Origin of the sequence: Curtobacterium sp. ER1/6 (assembly GCF_001742745.1) — a bacterium.
GTDB lineage: Bacteria > Actinomycetota > Actinomycetes > Actinomycetales > Microbacteriaceae > Curtobacterium > Curtobacterium citri.
This window is the reverse complement of record NZ_MJAK01000002.1, coordinates 74852-97919: the sequence shown is the minus strand read 5'-3', so window position 1 is coordinate 97919 and position 23068 is coordinate 74852. Positions and strand designations below refer to the sequence as shown.

19 protein-coding genes and 2 tRNA genes are annotated in these 23068 nt (G+C 71.4%); 14 read left to right on the top strand and 7 right to left on the bottom strand.

The window, feature by feature from the left end; all coding sequences use genetic code 11:
• Positions 1–45: 45 nt before the first annotated feature.
• The 5 genes from Cus16_RS04795 to Cus16_RS04775 all read left to right on the top strand — a co-directional run bounded on the left by Cus16_RS04795 (position 46) and on the right by Cus16_RS04775 (position 7494).
• Positions 46–3075, top strand: coding sequence for an alpha-mannosidase (locus Cus16_RS04795; RefSeq protein WP_069711521.1), 3030 nt, complete (start codon positions 46–48; stop codon positions 3073–3075).
• Positions 3076–3160: 85 nt separating this feature from the next.
• Positions 3161–4135 (top strand): endo-beta-N-acetylglucosaminidase H, encoded by a 975-nt coding sequence (locus Cus16_RS04790; protein ID WP_083263713.1) that lies wholly within the window; start codon positions 3161–3163, stop codon positions 4133–4135.
• Positions 4136–4323: 188 nt separating this feature from the next.
• On the top strand, positions 4324–5490 hold the full coding sequence (locus tag Cus16_RS04785; RefSeq protein ID WP_069711520.1) for a hypothetical protein: 1167 nt from the start codon (positions 4324–4326) through the stop codon (positions 5488–5490).
• The gene (locus Cus16_RS04780) at positions 5487–7187 is read left to right on the top strand and encodes a glycosyltransferase (RefSeq protein WP_069711519.1); all 1701 of its coding nucleotides are present in this window, start codon (positions 5487–5489) and stop codon (positions 7185–7187) included. The genes Cus16_RS04785 and Cus16_RS04780 overlap by 4 nt, the downstream gene beginning before the upstream one ends.
• A 16-nt stretch (positions 7188–7203) precedes the next feature.
• Entirely contained in the window at positions 7204–7494 is a 291-nt protein-coding gene (locus Cus16_RS04775; RefSeq protein WP_069711518.1) for a DUF1905 domain-containing protein, read from the top strand.
• A 15-nt stretch (positions 7495–7509) separates the two neighbouring features.
• Here the strand turns inward: Cus16_RS04775 and Cus16_RS04770 are convergent, their stop codons facing one another.
• Positions 7510–7824, bottom strand: coding sequence for an SdpI family protein (locus tag Cus16_RS04770; protein WP_069711517.1), 315 nt, complete (start codon positions 7822–7824; stop codon positions 7510–7512).
• A gap of 163 nt (positions 7825–7987) precedes the next feature.
• Positions 7988–8058 (bottom strand) — tRNA-Gly (locus tag Cus16_RS04765).
• A 56-nt stretch (positions 8059–8114) separates the two neighbouring features.
• Here Cus16_RS04765 and Cus16_RS16575 point away from each other — a divergent pair.
• The 6 genes from Cus16_RS16575 (at position 8115) to Cus16_RS04735 (ending at position 14842) form a co-directional block, all read left to right on the top strand.
• The gene (locus Cus16_RS16575; RefSeq protein WP_069711516.1) at positions 8115–8438 is read left to right on the top strand and encodes a hypothetical protein; all 324 of its coding nucleotides are present in this window, start codon (positions 8115–8117) and stop codon (positions 8436–8438) included.
• A gap of 54 nt (positions 8439–8492) precedes the next feature.
• A tRNA-Pro gene (locus Cus16_RS04755) sits at positions 8493–8569 on the top strand.
• Positions 8570–8605: 36 nt separating this feature from the next.
• The gene (gene tig, locus Cus16_RS04750) at positions 8606–9943 is read left to right on the top strand and encodes a trigger factor (RefSeq protein ID WP_069711515.1); all 1338 of its coding nucleotides are present in this window, start codon (positions 8606–8608) and stop codon (positions 9941–9943) included.
• A gap of 158 nt (positions 9944–10101) precedes the next feature.
• On the top strand, positions 10102–10728 hold the full coding sequence (locus Cus16_RS04745) for an ATP-dependent Clp protease proteolytic subunit (protein ID WP_069711514.1): 627 nt from the start codon (positions 10102–10104) through the stop codon (positions 10726–10728).
• 26 nt (positions 10729–10754) lie between these two features.
• Positions 10755–11414 (top strand): ATP-dependent Clp protease proteolytic subunit, encoded by a 660-nt coding sequence (locus Cus16_RS04740; RefSeq protein ID WP_069711513.1) that lies wholly within the window; start codon positions 10755–10757, stop codon positions 11412–11414.
• 80 nt (positions 11415–11494) lie between these two features.
• Positions 11495–14842: a M60 family metallopeptidase gene (locus Cus16_RS04735; RefSeq protein ID WP_069711512.1), complete on the top strand. Its 3348-nt coding sequence runs from the start codon at positions 11495–11497 to the stop codon at positions 14840–14842.
• A gap of 21 nt (positions 14843–14863) precedes the next feature.
• Here Cus16_RS04735 and Cus16_RS16570 read toward each other — a convergent pair whose 3' ends face one another.
• Complete coding sequence (locus tag Cus16_RS16570; protein ID WP_069711511.1) at positions 14864–15475, bottom strand: copper resistance protein CopC; 612 nt, start codon at positions 15473–15475, stop codon at positions 14864–14866.
• 65 nt (positions 15476–15540) lie between these two features.
• Positions 15541–16260 carry a YcnI family protein gene (locus Cus16_RS04725; RefSeq protein WP_069711510.1) on the bottom strand — a complete coding sequence of 240 codons (720 nt, stop codon included), beginning with the start codon at positions 16258–16260 and terminating at the stop codon, positions 15541–15543.
• Positions 16261–16469: 209 nt separating this feature from the next.
• Between Cus16_RS04725 and clpX the strand changes: the two genes are divergently transcribed.
• A complete protein-coding gene (gene clpX, locus Cus16_RS04720) occupies positions 16470–17750 on the top strand; it encodes an ATP-dependent Clp protease ATP-binding subunit ClpX (RefSeq protein ID WP_069711509.1) in 1281 nt (426 codons plus the stop codon).
• A gap of 239 nt (positions 17751–17989) precedes the next feature.
• Here the strand turns inward: clpX and Cus16_RS04715 are convergent, their stop codons facing one another.
• Both Cus16_RS04715 and Cus16_RS04710 read right to left on the bottom strand, forming a co-directional pair.
• Complete coding sequence (locus Cus16_RS04715) at positions 17990–20017, bottom strand: M3 family metallopeptidase (protein WP_069711508.1); 2028 nt, start codon at positions 20015–20017, stop codon at positions 17990–17992.
• A 97-nt stretch (positions 20018–20114) separates the two neighbouring features.
• Positions 20115–20693, bottom strand: a complete 579-nt coding sequence (locus Cus16_RS04710) for a TetR/AcrR family transcriptional regulator (protein ID WP_223246526.1) — start codon at positions 20691–20693, stop codon at positions 20115–20117.
• A 113-nt stretch (positions 20694–20806) separates the two neighbouring features.
• Here Cus16_RS04710 and Cus16_RS04705 point away from each other — a divergent pair, with 113 nt between their 5' ends.
• Positions 20807–22102: a sensor histidine kinase gene (locus Cus16_RS04705; protein ID WP_069711507.1), complete on the top strand. Its 1296-nt coding sequence runs from the start codon at positions 20807–20809 to the stop codon at positions 22100–22102.
• A complete protein-coding gene (locus Cus16_RS04700) occupies positions 22099–22773 on the top strand; it encodes a response regulator transcription factor (protein WP_069711506.1) in 675 nt (224 codons plus the stop codon). The genes Cus16_RS04705 and Cus16_RS04700 overlap by 4 nt, the downstream gene beginning before the upstream one ends.
• A 37-nt stretch (positions 22774–22810) precedes the next feature.
• Here Cus16_RS04700 and Cus16_RS04695 read toward each other — a convergent pair whose 3' ends face one another.
• Positions 22811–23062 carry a hypothetical protein gene (locus tag Cus16_RS04695; protein WP_069711757.1) on the bottom strand — a complete coding sequence of 84 codons (252 nt, stop codon included), beginning with the start codon at positions 23060–23062 and terminating at the stop codon, positions 22811–22813.
• Positions 23063–23068 lie beyond the last annotated feature (6 nt).

Below are 23068 nucleotides of genomic sequence, written 5' to 3'. Positions count from 1 at the left end.
CCCCGACGACCATCCGCTGCTCCCGTTCCTTGATGGAAGGACCCCATGCACGACGACATCCCCCTCACCACCGGACGCGCCCGACGGGTCCTCGACGAGCGGATCCTGCCCGCGGTGCACGCCGTCGCGACCCCGCTCGACACCGCCTGGCACGAACTGCCCGGGGAGCCGATCGCCCCCGCCTCCGGTCTGGAGCTCGCCTTCGAGCCGTACGAGGTCGGGACCCCGTGGGGAGCGGCCTGGGGCACGACGTGGTTCCGGCTGACCGGCACCGTGCCCGCCGAGTACGCCGGACAGCGGGTGGAGGCGGTGATCGACCTCGGCTTCGACAAGAACATGCCCGGGTTCCAGTGCGAGGGGCTCGTGTACCGGGCCGACGGCACGCCCGTGAAGTCGATCAACCCGCGGAACCAGTGGGTGCTCGTGACGGAACGGGCCGAGGGCGGCGAGTCGGTCGAGCTGTTCGTCGAGGCGGCGTCGAACCCCGTCCTGCTCGACTACCACCCCTTCCTGCCGACGCAGGAGGGCGACGTGCAGACGTCGTCGTCGAAGCGCCTGTACACGAGCCGCCGGATGGACCTCGCCGTGTTCGCGTCCGAGGTGCACGAGCTGTCCCTCGACCTCGAGGTGCTCCTCGAACTCCAGGCGCAGCTGCCCGACGGGCCGCGGCGGATGCGGATCCTGCAGGCGCTCGACGACGCCCTCGACCGGCTCGACCTGCAGCACATCGCGGCGACCGCCCCGGACGCCCGTGCGGCACTCGTCGACGTGCTCGCCGCGCCGGCGGAGGCATCGGCGCACACGATCTCGGCGATCGGGCACGCGCACATCGACTCCGCGTGGCTCTGGCCCGTCCGCGAGACGATCCGCAAGGTCGCCCGCACCACCTCGACGATGACCGAGCTCATCGACCAGACCGACGACTTCCTCTACGGCATGTCGAGCGCGCAGCAGTACGCCTGGATCAAGGAGCACCGCCCCGAGGTCTACGCGAGGGTCAAGGACGCCGTGGCAGCCGGCCGGTTCCTGCCCCTCGGCGGCATGTGGGTCGAGTCCGACACCGTGATGCCGACGGGCGAGAGCATCGTCCGGCAGTTCTCGCAGGGACAGCGGTTCTTCGAGCGGGAGTTCGGCATCCGACCGAAGGGCGTCTGGCTGCCGGACAGCTTCGGGTACTCGCCGGCCCTGCCGCAGCTCATGCGCCGCGCGGGGTTCGAGTGGTTCTTCACGCAGAAGATCTCGTGGAACCAGGTCAACAAGTTCCCGCACCACACGTTCCTGTGGGAGGGCATCGACGGCTCGCGGGTGTTCTCGCACTTCCCGTCGATGGACACCTACAACTCGCGGCTCAGCGGGGAGGAGGTGGCGAAGGCCTCCCGACAGTTCCGTGAGAACCGGCTCGCCACCGGGTCGATCGCACCGGTCGGCTGGGGCGACGGCGGTGGTGGCACGACCCGCGAGATGACCGGCACCGCCGCGCGGCTGGCCGACCTCGAGGGGAGCGCGAAGGTCCGGTGGGAGCACCCCGACGCGTTCTTCGACCGGGCGCGGTCCGAGCTCGAGCACCCGCCCGTGTGGGTCGGCGAGCTGTACCTCGAGCTGCACCGCGCGACCCTCACGAGCCAGCACCAGACGAAGCAGGGCAACCGCCGGTGCGAGCAGCTGCTCATCGAGGCCGAGCTCTGGGCCACGACCGCCGCGGCCCGCACCGGGTTCGTGTACCCGTACGACGAACTCGACGCGCTCTGGCAGCAGGTCCTCCTGCAGCAGTTCCACGACATCCTGCCCGGTACCTCGATCGCCTGGGTGCACCGCGAGGCGGTGGCGAAGTACGCCGAGACGGCCGCAGCGCTGACCGCGATCATCGAGGACGCGCTGTCGGCACTCGCCGGTCCCGGGACGGAGACCGTCGTCGTCAACCCGGCCCCGTTCCTCCAGGCCGGTGCTCCCGCGCAGGGTGCGGTCCCGGCAACCGACGTGCCGGAGGTGACCGCGGTGTCCCTGGACGAGCAGGACGGCGGGTTCGTGCTCACCAACGACCTGGTCCGGGTCGTCGTCACCGCCGAGGGGCTCGTGACGAGCGCCGTCGACCTGACCACCGGGCGCGACGCAATCGCCCCCGGCCGGGCCGCGAACCTGCTGCAGCTGCACCAGGACTTCCCGAACATGTGGGACGCGTGGGACGTCGACCGGTACTACCGGAACCGCGTCGAGGACCTGGTCGCCGTCGACTCGCTGGAGGCGTCGGTGGACGCGGCCGGGGTCGCACGCATCGTCGTGTCGCGCTCGTTCGGGGACTCCACGGTCACGCAGGAGATCGTGCTCGCGCCCGGCTCTCGCACGCTCGAGTTCGACCAGACCACCGACTGGCACGAGACGGAGAAGTTCCTCAAGGTCGCGTTCCCGCTCGACGTCCGTGCCGAGCACACCATCGCCGAGACGCAGTTCGGCGCACAGAAGCGGGTGACGCACACGAACACCTCGTGGGAGGCCGCGAAGTTCGAGACCTCGATGCACCGCTACGTGCTCGTCGAGGAGCCCGGGTTCGGCGTCGCCCTCGTCAACTCCTCGGTCCACGGGTTCGACACCACGCGTGACGCCGAGGACGGGCACGTCACCACGACCGTGCGGCTGTCGCTGCTGCGGGCTCCGCGGTTCCCCGACCCGGAGACCGACCAGGGGCTGCAGACGCACCGGTACGGGGTCGTCGTCGGGACCGACCAGCTCGGCGCGACCGCGGCCGGCGTCGTGATGAACGCGAGCGCCCGGACGGTGACCGGCGCACACGGCTTCGACCCGCTCGTGCAGGTGTCCGGTGACGTCGTGCTGTCGAGCGTGAAGCTCGCCGACGACCGGTCCGGCGACCTGGTCGTCCGCGTGTACGAGCCGAGCGGCCGACGGGGGACCGGCGGGATCGCCGTGGCCGAGCCCGGCGTCTTCGGTGACCCGGTCGAGGTGACGCTGCTCGAGGAGGTCGACGACTCCCTGCCGGGCGTCGCCGCGGTCACCGACGGTGTCGCGGCCTTCCCGGTCGACGCGTACGAGGTGCGGACCTTCCGCTACCCGCGCGCCTGAGACCCCGCCGCCGGGGGTTCGGGTTCCCCGGCGGCGGCCCCCGGTCGACACCGGTCGACCGGTCCATCGCTCGACGAGGAGTGACATGAAGCAGTCCGTGAAGATCGGCATCGTGGCGGCGCTCGCCGCGATGCTCGCAGCACCGATGGTGCCGGCCGCAGCGTCGGCGGCACCGTCCCCGACCGGCCTCTCCCACGGGGTCGGCGCGCACCACGGCGTGGGGCACGGCGTCGGGCACGGGAAGCGGCCGCACGCCGTCCCCACCAAGGACGGCCCGACGAGCATCGCGTACGTCGAGGTCAACAACGACCAGCTCGCCAACGTCGGCCGCTACCAGCTCGCGAACGGCGCCAACGCCTTCGACGTGGCGATCATCTTCGCTGCCAACATCAACCGCGACGCGGACGGCGACGCCGTGCTGTACGCCAACGAGAACGTGCAGCGCACCCTCGACGACGCCGCCACGCAGATCCGCCCGCTGCAGGCGAAGGGCATCAAGGTGTCGCTATCGGTCCTCGGCAACCACCAGGGCACCGGGATCGCGAACTTCCCGACGCAGCAGGCGGCCGCGGACTTCGCCGCGCAGGTCTCCGCGACCGTCGCGAAGTACGGCCTCGACGGAGTCGACCTCGACGACGAGTACTCCGACTACGGCACGAACGGCACCCCGCAACCGAACCAGCAGTCGATCGGCTGGCTCGTCAGCGCCCTGCGCGCGGACATGCCCGGCAAGCTCATCTCGTTCTACGACATCGGCCCGGCGTCGGACGCCCTGTCGTCGTCGAGCAGCACGATCGGCTCGCAGCTCGACTACGCCTGGAACCCCTACTACGGCACGTACTCGGCGCCGTCGATCCCGGGCCTCGGCAAGGACCGGCTCTCCGCGGCGGCGGTCGACGTCCAGAACACCCCGGAGTCGACGGCGGTGTCGCTCGCGGAGCGGTCGCAGGCCGACGGGTACGGCGTCTTCATGACGTACAACCTGCCGGACGGGGACGTCTCGCCGTACGTGTCGTCGCTGACGCAGGTGCTCTACGGGCAGGCAGCGACGTACCACTGAAGTCGGTTCCGTCCGACCGCGCCCCGCGTCTCCTGGCTCCGGCCGGGAGGCGCGGGGCGCGTCCGTCCCGCCGTGTCGGTCGCGCGGAGGACACGGGTGTACCCCGTACGTGGGCTGTCGTATCCCTGCAACGCGGCGTGGAATGGATGGTGCGGGACGCCTCTGTGTGCTCCGCCGGAAGGAGCGGCATGACCGTCACGCTCTCGTCGTCCCTCCCGGCCTCCGTCGAGCCCGCGCCCGCCGACTCGGTCCTGCGCCCGCTCCCGCCACGCGCGGTGCGGTGGCTGCTCCGCGCCGCTTTCGCCGTGCCGTACGTCGTCCTCGCACTGATCGCCGCGCAGACCACGCCGACGACGCTCCTCGGGTTGACCGGCAACCAGGCGACGCTCGACCGCGCGACGACCGCGCTCGACGGCGGCGTCGTGCAGGCCATCGGTCAGCTCTACCCGCTGTTGTCGGGGGTGCTGCTCCGGTTCATGCCCTTCGGCGCCCAGGGCGCCGCGGTGCTCGGCGGGGTCGTCGCCGGTGTCCTGCTCCAGCTCCTCGCACAGGACATGCGCCGTCGAGGTCTGCGGATGCGGGAGGTCGTCGCCTTCACGATCGCGCTCGGCGCGAACCCGCTGTACGCGTTCGTCGCGCTGAACGACCTGCAGGCGTTCCTCGGGATCGCGCTCTTCGCGCTGGCGGTCGTCGACATGGTGCGCTTCTTCGCGTGGGGCGACACCCAGGCGGGGTTCCGCGCCGGCCTCGCACTCATGCTCTCCACGTTGGTCGACCCGATGGGGTTCGTCTACCTCGCCATCGCCGCGCTCGCCGCGCCGGTGCTCGACCTCGCACGCCACGAGCAGCGCGGGATCCGACGGGCGAACGTCCTGGTCCTCGTGTTCCCCAGTGTTGCGGTGGCGCTCTCCACCGCGGTGCTCGACACCATGGTGCTCCACGACCCGTTCGCGGCGCTCCGCGGGACGATCGACGTGTCCGGGCAGCGACTCGCGGGGCTGCAGCACCTGTTCGCCACGGCCGACGGCCTGCTCCTCGTCGCGATGGTCGTCGCGGGCGCGACGCTCGCGCTCCTCGTCGGTCGTCCGGGAGCGGTCGCCCTCGTCGTCGCGCTGTTCGGAGGGATCATCGGCGGGTACGCGATCGGCCTGGTCCCCGTCGCCGCGGCCGGCAACGTCTTCGTCACGATGCTCAGTGTCGCGATCGCGATCCTGCCACCCGTGCGGGGTCGGGTGACGAGCACCCTCGTCGTCGTGCTCGCCGTCCTGCAGGTGCCGCTCGCCTGGGCAGCCGCGTTCCAGCGCGAGGTCGTCGTCGAGTGGATGCACGCGCTCGTCGCGGTGGTGCTCGGATGACCGCGGTCGAGTCGCACATTGCCGATCCCGGCCCGCTCGTCCGGACCGCCCGACACCGGGGTACCGAGACCGACTGGCGGCCGCCGCACCGGTGCTCGGTCCAGCGTCACGTCGAGGAGGGCTGGGTCGCTTCGGCCCGCATCCGGGAGGGCGTGCTCGTCCTCACGAGCGGGCGGTCCGACCCGGACGTCCTCCGGGTGGCGCTCACCGAGGAGTTCGGTGAGCCCGTCGTGCTGCGCAGCGCGTCCGAGGCCGACGTCCGGCAGCGCATCGCCTACGAACTCGAGGAGGAGGTCGCCGACCTCGCCGCGCACGGGCTCGCCCGAACGAACCCGGCGCTCTCCGCCAGGACCGTCCTGTCACGCGGGCAGCAGGTCGGCGGGGCGGTCGCGCTGCTCCTGTTCGTGGTGTGCCTCGTCGTCGCACCGGGCAGCACCGTCGCCGTCGCGACCGCGGTGCTCTCGCTCGGGTTCCTCGCCGGCATCCTCTTCAAGTTCTGGGTGTCGATGGTCGGCGCGCGCTTCGACCTCGTCGAGCAGGTCTCCGCCGACGACGTCGCGGCCCTCGACGACGACGCCCTGCCGACCTACACCGTGCTCGTCCCGGTGTTCCGCGAGGCGAACATCGTGCACGACCTCGTCCGCAACCTCGAGGTGCTCGACTGGCCGAAGGACCGGCTCGAGGTCCTCGTGCTCGTCGAGGCCGAGGACCACGAGACGCGCGAGGCCGTGCTCGACGCCGAGCCGCCCGAGTGGATGCGCATCGTCATCGTGCCGCCGGGGTCGCCGCAGACGAAGCCGCGCGCCTGCAACGTCGGACTGGCCATCGCGCAGGGGGAGTACGTCGTCATCTACGACGCCGAGGACCGTCCCGACCCGGACCAGCTCAAGAAGGTCTTCCTGACCTTCGACCGGTCCGGTGACGACACCGTGTGCGTGCAGGCGGCGCTGAGCTACTTCAACGCCGACGAGAACGCGCTCACCCGCATGTTCACGCTCGAGTACTCGTACTGGTTCGACTACATGCTCGCCGGGCTCGACGCCCGGGAACTGCCGATCCCGCTCGGCGGCACCTCGAACCACTTCCGCACCGACCTGCTCCGCGAGCTCGGCGGATGGGACCCGTACAACGTGACCGAGGACGCCGACCTCGGCATCCGGGCGTCGGCCGTCGGGTACCGCGTCGCCGTCGTCAACTCCACGACGATGGAGGAGGCGAACACCTCGATCCCGAACTTCGTCCGACAACGATCGCGCTGGATCAAGGGGTACATGCAGACCGCGCTCGTGCACGCCCGGCGCCCACGGGCGCTCGTCGCCGAGATCGGCCTCCGCCGCGCCGCCGCCTTCGCCCTGCTCATCGCCGGCACGCCACTGACGTTCCTCGGCATGCTCCCCGGCATCGTCGTCACGATCGCGACCCTGGTGCTGCCGGCGGACTGGACGGCGCCGATGTTCCCCGCCCCGGTCCTCTGGCTCTGCGTGCTCGACTTCCTGCTCGGCAACGCCACGATGATCTACCTGACGATGATGGGGCCGTACAAGCGCGGACGCTTCGACCTGATGGGCTGGGCGCTGCTCAACCCGCTCTACTGGGTCCTGCACTCGGTCGCCGCGTACAAGGGGCTCTGGCAGCTCGTCACCAGGCCGCACTACTGGGAGAAGACGGAGCACGGGCTGACGAAGACGACCGCCTGAGCCGTACGATGCCCGCGTGGACATCGAGTTCGACGGTGACGTCATCGAGTGGCGGGGGCCCGCGCCGTTCGTCTTCGCGGTCGTCCCGCCCGACGTGGTCGACCTGGTGCACGAGCTGGTGTCCGAGCTGACCTACGGGTGGGGCGTCGTGCCGGCTGGCGTGACGATCGGCACCGTGCGCTGGACCACCTCGTTGTTCCCGAAGGACGGCGGCTACCTCGTGCCCCTGCGCACCGCGGAGCGGCGGCGAGCGGGGGTCGAGGTCGGCGTCACCGTCCACCTGGCCCTGACGTTCAGCGCTCCCTGACGCCGGCCACGGGCATCAGCGGACCGCCCGCGCTGCGGCTGCAGCAGCCCACGAGGCTCCCAGGATGATCAGTGCTGCGCAGACGAGCACGGCCCTGGTGTCGTTCTCGAGCCCGGTGACGGCGAACACCGCGCCGACGACGATGGCGACGGCAGCAGCGACGGCCGTCGGGAGGACGGCAGCCCGGTGCCCCCGGGTCCACGCTCTGTCATCACGCATGAGCGAGCGGGTCCTGATCCCGACGAAGGCGTTCCGCCCGATGACGCCCTGTGCAGGCAGCACGGTGGCGAGCACGATGATCACCGCGACCAGCATCTCCACGAAGACCATGACGTCGTTCCTTCCGACCGACAACTCCTGACCACCTGAAGTACCAGATGTGGAGGAGGCGTGGCAAGGGTAGGGCACGCGCGAACACCCCCTCAGAGCGCCGCGTCGCCCCGCGGCTCTGGGACGAGCAACGGACGACCGCGCGGAGCGCTGGAGAACACGGAGGGGATGACGGGAATCGAACCCGCGTGGCCAGTTTGGAAGACTGGGGCTCTACCATTGAGCTACATCCCCGCACTGCGGCACCAGGTCCGCAGCGCCACCATCGTAGCGGACGAACGACCACCCCCATGCCATCGAACGTGCTCCCGCAGCCCGACGGGTCGGACACACGCCGCATCAAGCGCTCCCGCGTCGTCTCCTTCGTCCTGTTGGCCCTCGCGGCCGTGGTGTTCTCCCTGCGGCCCGAGGCCTTCGGTGATCCCCAGGTGCAACCGCTGCACGCCCTGCTGCACGTCTGGCGGATCGTGCTCGGTGTCGCGCTCATGGTCGCCGCGCTCGGGGTCCAGGTCGTCGTCGGGGTGCGCTGGCGGCAGGGCCTGCGCCGGCGTGCGGAGGCCGACGCGCCCGACCCCGGCACGCCTCCCGGGAACCAGGCACCGGCGGACCGCTAGACTCGTCGCGGTCGTGCGTGCCCTCGGGCGTGCGCGACCACCCTGGCCCAGTCACGGGGCGTAGCTCAGCTTGGTAGAGCGCCCGCTTTGGGAGCGGGAGGTCGCAGGTTCAAATCCTGTCGCCCCGACCAGGTCCACTCGAACGTCAACCAACAGGAGTACATCCCTTGGCCACCAGCACCGTCGACAAGGTGAGCGACACCCGCGTCAAGCTCACCGTGAACGTGACGCCGGACGATCTCAAGCCGAGCATCGACCACGCCTACAAGCACATCGCCGAGCAGATCAACATCCCCGGCTTCCGCAAGGGCAAGGTCCCGCCGGCGATCGTCGACCAGCGCGTCGGCCGCGGCGAGGTCCTGAACCACGCCGTCGGTGACGCCATCGACACCTTCTACCGCCAGGCGGTGGAGGAGCAGGAGCTGCGCATCCTCGGTCGCGCCGAGGCCGACGTCGCCGAGCTCCCGAACGTGAAGGACTTCTCCGGCGACCTCGTCCTCACCTTCGAGGTGGACGTCCGTCCGGAGTTCGACCTGCCGAACTACGGCGAGTACGAGCTCACGGTCGACGCCGTGGACGTCTCCGACGACGAGATCGAGGAGGAGCTGCAGAACCTGCGCACCCGCTTCGGCACGCTCGTCACGGTCGACCGTCCGGCGAAGACCGGCGACTTCGCCCAGATCGACCTGACCGCCACCATCGGCGACGACGAGGTCGACTCGGCCACCGGCGTCTCCTACGAGATCGGCTCGGGCGACCTGCTCGAGGGCATCGACGAGGCGCTCGAGTCGCTCACCGCCGGTGAGTCGACCACGTTCGAGTCCACGCTGGTCGGTGGCGACCGCGAGGGCGAGACCGCGCAGATCGCCGTGACCGTCACCGCCGTCAAGGAGCGCGAGCTCCCCGAGGCCGACGACGAGTTCGCCCAGATCGCCAGCCAGTTCGACACCATCGACGAGCTCAAGGCGGACCTGAAGGAGCAGATCGCGAAGTCCAAGACCTTCGGTCAGGGCGCCGCGGCTCGCGACAAGCTCGTCGAGAAGCTCATCGAGGACGTCGACATCCCGATCTCCGAGCAGCTCATCGAGGACGAGGTGCACCGTCACCTCGAGCAGGAGAACCGTCTCGAGGACGAGGAGCACCGCAAGGAGGTCTCCGAGTCCAGCGAGAAGGCCTTCCGCTCGCAGATCCTCCTCGACGCCATCGCCGAGAAGGAGGAGATCCAGGTCTCCCAGGAGGAACTCACGCAGTACCTCATCCAGGCTGCTGCGCAGTACGGCATGGAGCCGGCCGAGTTCATCAAGGTCATCGACCAGAACGGCCAGATCCCCGGCATGGTCGGCGAGGTCGCCCGCTCGAAGGCGGTCGCGACCGTCCTCGCCAAGGTGACCGTCAAGGACACCAACGGCGACGCCGTCGACCTCTCCGCCTTCACCGCCGGTGTGGCGCAGGAGTCGGACGCCGACGAGTCGGCTGACGAGACCACCGAGGCCGACGCGAAGTAACGCGACGCGCTGACGGACGGGAGGCACGGTGCCAGCTGGCACCGTGCCTCCCGTCCGTCGTCCCGGCACCATCCGACCGCCCAGAGCGAACAGGCGCGATGTGGTGCGTTGCACCCGATAAGTTCGACATCAAGCGACAACTGAACGGGAGCTTTTCCATGGCCGAAGCGACACTGAACCCCAGTGTTTTTGACCGCCTTCTGAGAGACCGGATCGTGTGGCTCGGCTCTGAGGTCCGCGACGACAACTCGAACGAGATCGCAGCGAAGCTGCTGATGCTCGCCGCCGAGGACCCCGAGAAGGACATCTACCTCTACATCAACTCGCCCGGTGGTTCGATCACCGCGGGCATGGCGATCTACGACACGATGCAGTTCGTGCCGAACGACATCGTCACCGTGGGCATCGGCCTCGCGGCCTCGATGGGGCAGTTCCTGCTCTCGTCGGGCACCCCGGGCAAGCGCTACATCACCCCGAACGCGCGCGTGCTCCTGCACCAGCCGTCCGGTGGCTTCGGCGGTACCGCTGCCGACATCCAGACGCAGGCCAAGGTCATCCTCGACATGAAGCAGCGGATGGCGGAGCTCACGGCCGAGCAGACCGGCAAGTCGATCGAGCAGGTCCTCAAGGACAACGACCGCGACAACTGGTTCACGGCGCAGGAGGCCCTCGAGTACGGCTTCGTCGACCACCTCCGTGCCTCGTCGATCGAGGTCATCGGCGGCGGCGGAACCGTGGGCGACGGCGAGACGCCGACGTCGGCGGCCGAGCCCGAGTCCAACTGACCACCACCGAAGAGAAGGAAACGAGAATGCACCTCCCCATGCTCGGTGGCGCGCAGAACGTCCCGGCTCCGTCCGATCGCTACATCCTCCCCAGCTTCGAGGAGCGCACGGCCTACGGCTTCAAGCGGCAGGACCCGTACGCGAAGCTCTTCGAGGACCGCATCGTGTTCCTCGGCGTGCAGGTGGACGACGCGTCCGCCGACGACGTCATGGCCCAGCTGCTCGTGCTCGAGTCGATGGACCCGGACCGCGACATCGTCATGTACATCAACTCGCCCGGTGGCTCGTTCACCGCGATGACGGCGATCTACGACACGATGCAGTACATCCGCCCGCAGATCCAGACGGTCTGCCTCGGCCAGGCTGCCTCGGCCGCGTCGGTGCTCCTCGCTGCCGGTACCCCCGGCAAGCGTCTCGCGCTGCCGAACGCCCGCGTGCTCATCCACCAGCCCGCCGTGCAGCAGGGTGGCGGCCAGGCGTCCGACATCGAGATCCAGGCGGCGGAGATCCTCCGCATGCGCACCTGGCTCGAGGAGACGCTGTCGAAGCACTCCAACAAGACGCCGGAGCAGGTCAACAACGACATCGAGCGCGACAAGATCATGTCCGCCGAGGAGGCTCTGGAGTACGGCCTGATCGACCAGGTCCTCACGAGCCGCAAGAACCTTCCGGCGCTCGTCAAGTAGCACCGCGCCGCACGATCGAAGGCCCTGGACCCGATGGTCCGGGGCCTTCGTCGTTCTCTATTCAGGATACGATATTCCGTATGCTGAAGATCTTCTCCTGGTTCCGACGCCGGACCGTCGCGCGGCTCGCGGTCGCCGGGCTGCTGGTCTCCCTGCTGGGTTCAACCGGCGTCCTCGCTGCTGACGACGGTGCTGTAGCGGTCGGGTCGTCCGAGCAGCGATCGACGGACGTCGTGGACGTCACCGTGGACCCTGCCCGGGTCGGGCCCGGAGCGGTGTCGGACTGGATCCGCCTGGTGCCGTCGTCGCTCGTGCTCGGCGAGCTCCGCGTGACGGCACCGCCCGGGACGACGATCGTCGAGGCGGACGCCGACGTCCGGCCGTTGCGAGGATCGATCGAGTCGGACGGCCGGTCGGCTATGTGGACCGGGAAGAACTCGTGGTCGGGGGACTGGCGCGTCCCGAAGGTGCGCGTCCGGGTCGACGTCGAGACGCAGGCCGGGCGGACCTCCGGCACGGTCCGGGTGGCCGACCCCGCCGGTGGTCCCGACCTCGCGAGCGGCGCGCTCCCGCTCGACGTCACGTCGCCCGACGTCGCGATCCCGGTCGGGTCCACGCTGTTGTCCGTCGGGACCGAGTCGGACTGGATCCCGGTCGTCCCCGAGCGATCGGTCATCGGCGTCCTGACCGTGACGGCGCCGCCCGGCACCGCCATCGTCGCCGCCGAGGCGGACATCCGTCCCCTCAGTGGGCGGATCGCGGCGGACGGCTCCTCGGTGACCTGGCCGGACAAGGCCACCTGGTCGTCCGGTTGGCGAGCGGCGAAGATCCGACTCCGCGCCGCCGCGGACGCACCGTCGGGGTCGACGACGGGCGCGAGCCGGATCACCGAACACGGTGGGACGCGGGTTCTGGCCGCGGGTCCGGTGCCGGTCGACCTGACCGGGGACGTCCGCGTGACGGTACCGGCGCTGCCCTCCGGCACCGAGTCCCCGCGGGTCCCGGTCGAGGTGCAGGCGGACGTCCGTGGCGACCTGCGCGTCGACGTACCGGTCGGCTCCGTGGTCACCGGTGCGGGCATCGGCGGGTCGGGTACGGGTGCCGACGTCGCACCCGACGGTCGCTCCGTGGTCTGGCACGGCGACGGCGCGTCGTGGTCGGCGCCCTCGAGACGCCCGTGGTTCACGGTGCGGACGGTCGAGCGGCAGGACGGCGTGCGTCGGCCGGGCGAGGTCCGTGTGCTGGGGAACGGCGGGGCCGTGCTCGCACACGGACGCTTCACCGTCGTCGACAGCGGTCCGCGACCGGCGTCGATCGAGCCCTCCGACGACCTCGAGTCCACCGCGGTCCGCGTCCACGGCCTCGGCAGTGCCGCGGCCGAGCAGGCACGCGAAGGACGAGCGATGCGGCACAGCGACCTCCAGCCCACCGGGCGGTTCGTGCGCGCCGGCGAGCGGGTGACCGTCGACGTCCCCGCCGACGCGCCGTCGACCGGCATCCGGACGGGGCTCTACGGCGCGTACGAGGGCGTTGCGGCGACCTCGCTGTCGGCACTCGTGCCCACACCGAGCGGGACGTCGACGTCGTGGACCGCCGACCGGGACGGCATGGTCTTCCTGGTGAGCACCGCGCCGACGGGCAGTGCGGTGGTCCGCGTCCACGGCGGGCGTGTGGTCCCGACGTTCGTCCTCGGGCAGACCTCGGACGAGGAGTTCCGTGAGCAGCTCCGGACGATGCCGGACGCGCCGGTGGTCGAACTCGTCGGCGGACGGGTGTTCGGCGACTTCCAGCGTCGCACCGCGAGCGCGTTCCCGTCGGACATGACGGCCCGGCTCCAGACCTGGGACGACGTCGTGTCCCTCACCAACCGCATGCACAACCTGCACGACGACCTCGTCGGGACCGCCCGGAAGGCGCCGCACCGCATCTACATCACGTCACCGGACACGGGTGCGGGGTACGCCAGCGCCACGCAGGAGCGCGTCACGTTCCAGGTCGGCACCGGCGCCGCCGCGGACCTCTTCACACTGCCGGTGTCCGACCAGTGGGGGTTCTGGCACGAGGTCGGGCACACCTACCAGACCCCGGCCTACACCTGGGGCGGTCAGGGAGAGGTCTCGGTCAACGTCTCCGCCCTCGAGGTGCAGCACGCGATCGGAGCCGGCAACCGTCTCGACGGCAAGCGCGGCGTCGTCGACGCGTTCTTCGCGCAGCCGGTGGGGGAGCGGACGTACGCGGGTGCGGACCTGTTCGTCCGGGCGCTCATGTACGACCAGCTGCGGAGGGCCTTCGGCGGGCAGTTCTACCCGCGGCTCAACCAGGAACTCCGGGTGGCGAACGCACTCGGGGAGCTCGACCTCGGCACGAGCCAGGCGAAGATCGACACCTTCGCGACGGTGGCCGGCCGGCTCGCCGATCGCGATCTCCGGCCGTTCTTCGAGCAGTGGGGCATCCCGATCGGCGAGCAGGCCGCGGCCGAGCTCGCGGAGCATCCTGCCCTCGAGCAGGCGATCTGGGAGAACGTGGACACGTCGACGGACCGTCCGGAGCACATCCTGCCCGAGGTGGGCACCCCGGTCGGCGCAATCGTCGATGCCCCCGAGGTCGTCGTCGGGCAGCGGCACGTCCCCGACGTCCGTGTCGAGGGGATCGGCAGCAGCGACGGCGCGCCCGTGTCCGTCGGCGCGACCACGGCCTCCGCGGTCGACCAGGGCGACGGGAGCGTCCTCGTGGAGCTGGTGGATCCCCGAGGACCGCGCGAGGTGATCGACCGGACGGTCCGCGTCCGGGCAGGGAACCTCGTCGACCTCCTCGGGCAGCGAGACCGCCCGGTCGCGAGACTCGCGATCCTGCCCGAGGACCACGAGCTCCGGCTCGTGCCCCGCACGACCTACCAGGCCCACTCTTCGTGGGCCGGGCGCGAGTACATCGGCATCGAACTGCGGTCGGCCGACGACGAACGGTCGCTCGGCGACTGGTCCATCAAGGGTGACGAAACCGCGTACCCGCTGGCGGAACGGTTCGACGCGCACTGGCAGGAGGGGCAGATCCTGGTCATCCGGCACCAGCAGCACGACGGGGTGTTCCCGTGGCGGGACAGCGAGCGGATGCCCACTTCGACCGACCTCGTCCAGCGGTTCCGCATCGTCGACGGCGGGCTCGTGCGCGATGACGGCGTCTTCACCGCCGTGAGCATCGCGTCGCCGGAGGACGGTGCCGACACCGACCTGCGGCCGGTCCTGACGGGCCACGGGGAACCGGGGAGTGCGGTCGTCGTCCGCCGGAAGGAAACCGACGCCGTGCTCGGCACCGGGCACGTCGACCACCGGGGGGAGTGGACGATCCAGGTCGACTCGGACCTCGAGGAACGACGACAGACCCTCGTGGCCACGCAGTACGGGCCGGGCGACGACCCCGGGACCGCGTGACGGGCTGCCGTCCGGCCCCGGTCAGTCCTCGTCGTGGTCGTCGGCAGCGGGTGCCGGCCGGCGCCGGAGCAGCAGCAGGACCGCGACGACGACGCCGGCCAGGACGATCCCGCCGGCACCGATGAAGAGCGCGTCCGTCGCACTCGAGTCGTCGCCGGCGGCCTCGCTGCCGTTCGTCGAGCCCGGGGCGGCGCTCGACCCGTCACCGGTCGCGCACGTCGCCGGGGTCGCGGAGCCGCGGTCGGGCGAGAAACCGGCCGGCGCCTTCCACGTGAAGTCGTAGCGGTCGGAGACGGTGTGGCCGTCGGCGGAGACGATCTGCCACTCGACCTCGTACTCGCCGGAGCTCCCGAGGGCGGCCTTCGTGGTCATCGACGGGCCGTCCACGGAGACGCAGCCGTCCTCGTGGTACCTCCCGTCGGGACCGATCACGCGGAAGGCGAAGCCGGAGTCCGACCCGCCGATCGCCAGCAACCGGTCGTTCGTCGTGATGTCGAAGCGGTCGGGGAGCTCGGTGAGCGTCCCGCCTGCCTTCGGCGTCGAGGACACCAGGTAGTTGTGCGCGCTGGCGGGTGCGGCGAGGCCGAGGACCGCACCGCCCGCGACGGCGAGGGTCGCGGCGGTCGCGGCCACGGGCCTCCAGGCCGGACGTCGGGCCGTTCCGGACCGGCTGCCGTGTGTCGGACGCGATCCGAGGGTCACTTCGATGCGTCCCGGCGACGCGTCGCCGCGACCGCGACGACCAGTCCGACGGCGCCGACGACCAGGCCGCCGAGCCCGAGGAAGCGACCGACGAGGTCGGGCTGCGCCGCGGTCGTGCCGGTGTCGCTCGCGGTGGCGGTGGTTGCGTCGTCGTCGTCGCCCTGGGTGGTGGCGGCGGTCAGCACGATCGAGGGCGCGGGGTGCTCCGGCTCGGCCTTCCCGGACTCCTGCGCCTGGTCCCAGTCGACCGAGCCGCGCTCGCAGGTCTGCACCACGGGGAAGGACACACGGTCGCCGGGCTTGCCGTCCGGCAGTGAGAACGACAGTGCGAAGGTGTCGCGCTCGTCGGCGGGGAGCGGGGTCTTCGCGGTGTAGGTGACACTCGTGACGCGCTCGGCGCCGGCCTCGGTCTCCTCGTCGCTCGCGGCGCTGCTCGACGGAGCGGTGTACGGCTCGGTGGCCTTCGTGATGGTCCAGTTCGGGTTGACCGTCGGCGTGACCTCGATGACGGACTCGGGCACCTGGAAAACGAGCTTCGTGGTGGGGGAGCCGTCGCAGCCGTGCGGCACCGAGAACGTGGCCGTGGTGTACGAGTTCGCCGCGGTGGAGGTCGCGTCGGCCTCGACGTGGGCGCTGGCCGCAGCGGCGGTGCCGAGGACGATCGCGGCGGTGACGCCGAGGGTGCCGGTACCGAGGAGGGCGAGTCGCTTCGTCATGGGGGTCCTTCCGACCTCTACAACTTGTAGAGGAACCGGAGTCACCGTACCAGGTGTGCACGCCCTGGGCGAACGTGCCGGGACAGGCCGGACGGCGTCACGGTCGGTGTCACCGGATGCGGTTAGAGTCGATCCATCGGGCGGGTCACCAGCCTGCATCGGTCGACCGCACCGGTCATCCGCACCGGTCATCCAAGGAGGGCACCGACATGGCACGCATCGGGGAGAGCGCTGACCTGCTGAAGTGCTCCTTCTGCGGCAAGAGCCAGAAGCAGGTCCAGCAGCTCATCGCCGGACCGGGGGTGTACATCTGCGACGAGTGCGTCGAGCTGTGCAACGAGATCATCGAGGAGCGCCTGGCCGAGGCCGGCGAGGACACCACGGGCGGCGACTTCGACCTGCCGAAGCCCCGCGAGATCTTCGACTTCCTGCAGGAGTACGTCATCGGCCAGGACCCGGCGAAGCGTGCCCTCGCCGTGGCCGTCTACAACCACTACAAGCGCATCCGCGCGCAGGGGCAGATCACCGCCGCGGAGGACCGCGACGACGTCGAGATCGCCAAGTCGAACATCCTGCTCATCGGTCCGACCGGCTGCGGCAAGACCTACCTGGCCCAGACGCTCGCGAAGCGTCTGAACGTCCCGTTCGCGGTCGCCGACGCGACGGCCCTGACCGAGGCCGGCTACGTGGGTGAGGACGTCGAGAACATCCTCCTCAAGCTGATCCAGGCCGCGGACTACGACGTCAAGCGGGCCGAGACCGGCATCATCTACATCGACGAGGTCGACAAGATCGCGCGGAAGGCCGAGAACCCCTCGATCACGCGCGACGTCTCGGGCGAGGGCGTGCAGCAGGCGCTGCTCAAGATCCTCGAGGGGACGACGGCCTCGGTCCCGCCGCAGGGTGGACGGAAGCACCCGCACCAGGAGTTCATCCAGATCGACACGACGAACGTGCTGTTCATCGTCGCGGGGGCGTTCGCGGGACTCGAGGACATCGTGTCCTCGCGTGTCGGCAAGCGCGGCATCGGGTTCGGCGCGCCGCTCCACAGCCCGCTCGACCAGCAGGACCTGTTCGCGGACGTCCTGCCGGAGGACCTGCACAAGTTCGGTCTGATCCCCGAGTTCATCGGGCGTCTCCCCGTCGTCACCACGGTGTCGCAGCTCGACCAGTCGGCGCTCATGCAGATCCTGACCGAGCCCAAGAACGCGCTGGTGAAGCAGTACCAGCGGATGTTCCAGATCGACGGGGTCGAGCTCGAGTTCGACCGCGGCGCGCTCGAGGCCATCGCCGACCTCGCCGTGCTGCGGCAGACCGGTGCCCGTGGTCTCCGCGCCATCCTCGAGGAGGTCCTCGGGCCGGTCATGTTCGACGTGCCCTCGGACGACGACGTCGCGCGCGTGGTGATCACCCGCGAGTCCGTGCTCGAGAACGCGGCGCCGACGATCGTCCCGCACCCGCGGGCGAAGCGCGTCGAGAAGTCCGCGTAGCTCGCCGTTCGCGAACGGCCCGGTCCCCTCGGGCGTCGGGCCGTCCGTGTGTCCGGGGGCGGCGCTCCGAGCGGATGCGTCCGGTCCGTGCCGTCCGTCCCGTCCCTCCCACCCGGGATCGAACCACGAACACGACGTCGAACCAGCAGGGTGCCCTGGTTCGACGTCGCATCCGTGGTTCGACACCAACCGCCGGCCGCCGGGCCGCCCGGCCGGGCCGGTCGGGCCCCGCCGCGCGCCTACTCCAGCCCGCGGCGCCGCAGCAGCGGGCCGACCTCGGCGTCGCGCCCGCGGAACGCGCGGTAGGCCTCCAGCGGGTCCTGCGCCCCGCCGACGCCGAGCACCTTCGCCGCGAACCGCGCCCCGGCCTCCCGGGACAGCCCGCCGTTCTCGCGGAACCACTCCACGGTGTCGGCGTCGAGCACCTCGGACCAGATGTACCCGTAGTACCCGGCGTCGTACCCGCCCGAGAAGGTGTGCGCGAAGTACGTCGACGAGTACCGCGGCGGCACCGCGTGCACGTCCACCCCGGCGTCCGTCAGGGCCTGTCGCTCGAACGCCTCGACGTCGGTGACCTCGGCGGCTGCCGCCGCGGACAGTCGGTGCCACGCCTGGTCGAGGAGCGCCGCGGCGAGGTACTCCGTGGTCGAGAAGCCCTCGTTGAAGCCCGCCGAGTCACTCAGGCCGAGCACGAGCTCCGGCGGCAGCGGCGCACCGGTCTCGTGGTGCTTGGCGTAGTTCGCGAGCACCGACGGCCACGACACCCACATCTCGTTCACCTGCGACGGGAACTCGACGAAGTCCCGTTCGACGTTCGTCCCCGAGAACCGCGGGTACGTCGTCCGGGCGATGAGTCCGTGCAGCGCGTGCCCGAACTCGTGGAAGAGCGTCTCGACCTCGTCCTGGATGAGGAGCGTGGGGGAGCCCGCCGCCGGCTTCGCCACGTTGAGGTTGTTCACGACGACCGGCAGCGTGCCGAGCAGCTCGGACTGCTCGACGACGGGGTTCATCCACGCGCCGCCGCGCTTGCCGTCCCGCGTGTACAGGTCGAGCAGGTAGAGCCCGACCGGTGCGTCGTCGTCCGAACGCACCTCGAAGACCCGGACCTCGTCGTTGTAGCCGTGCAGGTCCGGACGTTCGGTGAACGTCAGCCCGTAGAGCCCGCCGGCCGCGTGGAAGACGCCGTCGCGCAGGACCCGGTCGGCCTCGAAGTACGGCCGGAGCGCCGAGCTGTCCGCGGCGAACTGCTCGCCGCGCAGGACCTCGGTCGCGTACGCCCAGTCCCACGCCTCGACGTCGAAGCCGACGGTGCGGGAGCGAACGGCCCGCTCGTCGTCGGCGTTCGCCGTCGCGGCCGGCACGAGCGACGACAGCAGGCCGTCGACGGCCTCGGGCGTCCGGGCGGTCTCGTCCGCGGTGACGACGGCGGCGTGGTTCGGGAACCCGAGCAGTTCGGCGCGCTCGGCGCGGAGGCGCACGATCCGCAGCAGCACGTCGCGGTTGTCGTGCTCGTTCCCACGGCGCCCGCGGGAGAGTGACGCCCGCATGACCCGCTCCCGGAGCCCACGGTCGGTCAGCGACGCGAGCCACGGGTGCCCGGTGTACAGCGGCAGGGTGATCAACCACCCGTCGAGCCCCCGGTCGCGAGCAGCCCCGGCAGCGGCGGACCTCGCGCCGTCGTCGAGCCCGTCGAGCTCCTGTTCGTCGGTGACGTGCACGGCGAGGTCGTTCGTGTCCTCGAGCAGGTTCCGCTCGAAGGTCGTGGTGAGCGTCGAGAGCTCCTGGTTGATCGCGGTCAGGCGCTCCTTGCCGGCCTCGTCGAGGCCGGCGCCGGCGAGCGTCATCTCGGTGTGGGTCCGCTCGACGAGACTGCGGTCCTCGTCCGTCAGGTCGGCCCGGTCGCCCAGCGCGGAACGCACCGCGTCGACGCGGGCGTACAGCCGGGAGTCGAGCGTGATCGCGTCACGGTGCGCGGCGAGCAGCGGGGAGACCTCGGCCTCGAGGTCGTGCAGCTCGGGCGTCGAGTCGGCGGAGGACAGGGTGAAGAACACGTGGGAGACGCGCGTCAGCAGCTGCCCGGAGCGCTCCAGCGCCACGAGCGTGTTCTCGAAGGTCGGGGCCTCGTCCGAGGCGGCGATCGCCTCGACCTCGGCGCGCTGCTCGGCCGTCCCGGCGTCGAACGCGGGGCGGAAGTGCTCGAGCCGGACGTCGTCGAACGGCGGGAGGGCGTAGGGGAGGGTGCTCGGTTCGTCGAACGGGGTTGCCATGGCCCCCACACTACGGACGGGAGGCACGGGGCGGCCCCGCCACGCGCCTCCCGTCCGTCACGTGGTCGCGCGCTCGACCCATGGACCGCGCGGGCCGTCAGCGCGTGGCGGCGTCGATGAGGGTCGCGGCGGCACGGCGCGCGTGCCGCGCCGGTGCGGTGTCGCCCGCGATGGCGGCCGTGGTCTGCGCCCCCTCGGCGAGCAGCGCGAGCTGCGCGGCGAGCTCCTCGGCGGTCTCCGCGTCGGCGACGACGTCGGCGGCCAGCCCGGCGACGTAGCGCTGGAAGGAGTCCTTGTGCGCCCGTGCGATCTCCGCCACCGCGGGGGAGGTCCCGCCGAGCTCCCCGAAGGCGTTGATGAAGCCGCACCCGCGGAACGTGTCGTCGCCGAACCACTGCTCGAGGAAGTCGTACATGACGAGGAGTCGGTCCCGCGGAGCGGTCGCAGCCGCGACGGCCGCGGTGATGCCCTGCTCCCAGGTGGTGTGCCGCCCGGCGAGGACCGCGGCGATGAGCTGGTCCTTGCCCGGGAACGCGGCGTAGAGCTTCTTCAGCGAGACGCCGGCACCGGTCCGGATGTCGTCCATGCCGACCGACTGGAACCCACGGGCGGCGAAGAGCGCGTCGGCGGTGGCGCGGATGCGCTCGCTCGTCTCCTGGTCCACGGCGTTCGCCAACGGTCGTCCTCCCGATCCCGTGCGGCGGTCGCTCCGAGCAGACGGGAACGGCCGTTCCCGAGTGTACCGGGGTCTGCTCGCTGCATGACGACTGCGGTGCATATACTGAACATGTGATATTCCAAGCAGCACTCGCGACGGGCGCCATCCCGCGACCCCACCGGTGGATCGAGCGGCTCGTCGATGGCCCGGACGTCCGCACCCGCCGGGTCCTCCGCGTCGCCGCACTGTCGTTCCCCCTGGTCGTGACGGCCTGGAGCACCTGGTACGACGCACTCGCGGCGCGGAAGGCGCCGGACGCCGGACAGCTGCTCGCGTTCCTCGCGGGTGGGCTGTCGCTGTACCTGGTCCGGCGACTCCCCGTCGTCCCGAGCGTGGTCGCACCGCTCGTGTGGGCCGCCACCGGGTCGTGCTCCTTCGTGATGGTGATGGCGGTCGTGCTCGGTGCCCGCCGTCCGCGGGGGTGGCTGCTGGTCCTCGGTGTGTACACGGTCCTGCACCCGCTCGGCCTCGTCCCCGTGCCCTGTTCGTTCCGAGCCGGGCACGTCGCGCTCCCCGAGGAGACCGCGCCGCTGCTCGGGGTCGTCCTGCCCGCGCTGGTCGGCGGTGCGGTGGGGGAGGCCTCCCGGCTCGTCGCGCTGCGCGAGGACCGCCTCCGGCTCGCCGCCGAGGTGGCCGCCGCCCGGGCGGCCGATGTCGTCGCGCACGAGCGGCTCCGCCTGAGCCGCGACATGCACGACCTCGTCGGCCAGAACGTCAGCCGGATGACCCTGCACGCGAGTGCGATCGCCGCGCGCAGTGCCGACGCCGAGGCCCGGACGCTCGCGGCCAGGATCGCGGACACGGGCGCGGACCTCCTGGAGGACGTGCACTTCGTCGTCGGGCTCCTGCGCGACGGCGCGGACGGCGCGGACCGCGCGACCGGCGCGGACGCCGCTGACGGCGCCGACGGCACCGACAGCACCGACGACGCGCACGTCGCGTCGTCGAGCGGCCCGGACATCGGTACCGGTCCCCGCGCACGGTCGTCCCGCTCGTGGCAGGAGTCGATCGACGCGGCGGAGCGCGACGGCACCGTGGTCCGTCGGCACGGGCCGGCGGCCGGTCCGATCGCCCGGACGGCCGGGCTCGACGACGCATCGAGTGCCGTCCTGGACGCCGTGCTCGCCGAGGCCCTCCACAACGCGACGAAGCACGCCCCCGGGGCGGCGGTGGACGTCCGCGGCGAGATCTGGCCCGACCTCGTCCGGGTCCTGGTCGAGAACCCCGTCACGGAGCACGCACCGGTACTGCCGAGCGGCGGCCACGGGCTGGCGGTCGCGGCCGAGCGCGCGGCGTCGGTCGGCGGACGCGTGACGCACGGCGTCCTCGGTGAACGCTTCCGGGTGACCGTCGAGGTGCCCCGGTGATCCGTGTCCTGCTCGTCGACGACGACGCCGACGTCCGGGCGAGCATCCGGCTCGTGCTCGAGTCCGAGCCGGACATCGTCGTGGTCGCCGAGTGCCCGGACGGGGAACGCGGCGCGGCGGTCGCCCGTCGCCTGCGGGTCGACGTCGCTCTCGTGGACCTCCGGATGCCCGGCGGACCGGACGGCATCGCGACGACCGGGCTCCTGCGGGCGCTCGAGGTCCCGCCCCGCGTCGTCGTGCTCACGGCGTTCGAGCACGACGACGCGGTGCTCCGCGCGCTCGAGGTCGGCGCGTCGGGGTTCCTGCTCAAGGGGGCCCGCCCGCACGAGCTCGCGACCGCGGTGCGGGACGTCGCAGCCGACCGCTGCGTGCTGGCGCCCGCGGTGGCGTCCGCGGTGGTCGCGCGGGCGGTGACCCGCCCGACGCTGACCCGCCCGACGGCGGCCGCGGACGCCGGATCGGGGGCCGACGACGACCTCGCCGACCTCACCCCGCGGGAGCGGGAGCTCGCGGTCGCCGTCGGCGAGGGGCTGACGAACGCGCAGATCGCCGCGCGGCTCGGCGTCACTCCGGCCTCGGCCAAGACCTACGTCTCGCGGCTCCTCGACAAGCTCGGTCTGCAGAACCGGACGCAGCTGGCCATCACGGCCCACCGCGCCGGGCTCGTCTGACCCACGGAGCGGAGGGACCCCGGGCGGATCGCCCGGCTCAGTCCTCCTCCGGCGCGTCGTCCGGGTTCGTCACCTGTGCGCGCCCCGCGGCGTCGAGGTGGATCGACGTGCCGTCGTCGAGCTCGACGACCGGCTTGCCCTCGAGGAAGGTGAGCGTCCACCGCCAGGTCGACGCGTCGACCGACTCGGCCGCCAGCTCGTCCTCGACACCGCGCACGGCGACGACGACCGTCTCCGGCAGTCGCGACGGCGGCTCCCCACCCACGTTCCAGCGCGTGCCCAACTGCATCCGTGC

Coding starts and splice junctions, on each gene's coding strand:
- Cus16_RS04795 (WP_069711521.1), top strand. CDS start 46: ATGCACGACGACATCCCCCTCACCACCGGACGCGCCCGACGGGTCCTC.
- Cus16_RS04790 (WP_083263713.1), top strand. CDS start 3,161: ATGAAGCAGTCCGTGAAGATCGGCATCGTGGCGGCGCTCGCCGCGATG.
- Cus16_RS04785 (WP_069711520.1), top strand. CDS start 4,324: ATGACCGTCACGCTCTCGTCGTCCCTCCCGGCCTCCGTCGAGCCCGCG.
- Cus16_RS04780 (WP_069711519.1), top strand. CDS start 5,487: ATGACCGCGGTCGAGTCGCACATTGCCGATCCCGGCCCGCTCGTCCGG.
- Cus16_RS04770 (WP_069711517.1), bottom strand. CDS start 7,824: ATGGTCTTCGTGGAGATGCTGGTCGCGGTGATCATCGTGCTCGCCACC.
- Cus16_RS16575 (WP_069711516.1), top strand. CDS start 8,115: ATGCCATCGAACGTGCTCCCGCAGCCCGACGGGTCGGACACACGCCGC.
- Cus16_RS04745 (WP_069711514.1), top strand. CDS start 10,102: ATGGCCGAAGCGACACTGAACCCCAGTGTTTTTGACCGCCTTCTGAGA.
- Cus16_RS04740 (WP_069711513.1), top strand. CDS start 10,755: ATGCACCTCCCCATGCTCGGTGGCGCGCAGAACGTCCCGGCTCCGTCC.
- Cus16_RS04735 (WP_069711512.1), top strand. CDS start 11,495: ATGCTGAAGATCTTCTCCTGGTTCCGACGCCGGACCGTCGCGCGGCTC.
- Cus16_RS04725 (WP_069711510.1), bottom strand. CDS start 16,260: ATGACGAAGCGACTCGCCCTCCTCGGTACCGGCACCCTCGGCGTCACC.
- clpX (WP_069711509.1), top strand. CDS start 16,470: ATGGCACGCATCGGGGAGAGCGCTGACCTGCTGAAGTGCTCCTTCTGC.
- Cus16_RS04715 (WP_069711508.1), bottom strand. CDS start 20,017: ATGGCAACCCCGTTCGACGAACCGAGCACCCTCCCCTACGCCCTCCCG.
- Cus16_RS04695 (WP_069711757.1), bottom strand. CDS start 23,062: ATGCAGTTGGGCACGCGCTGGAACGTGGGTGGGGAGCCGCCGTCGCGA.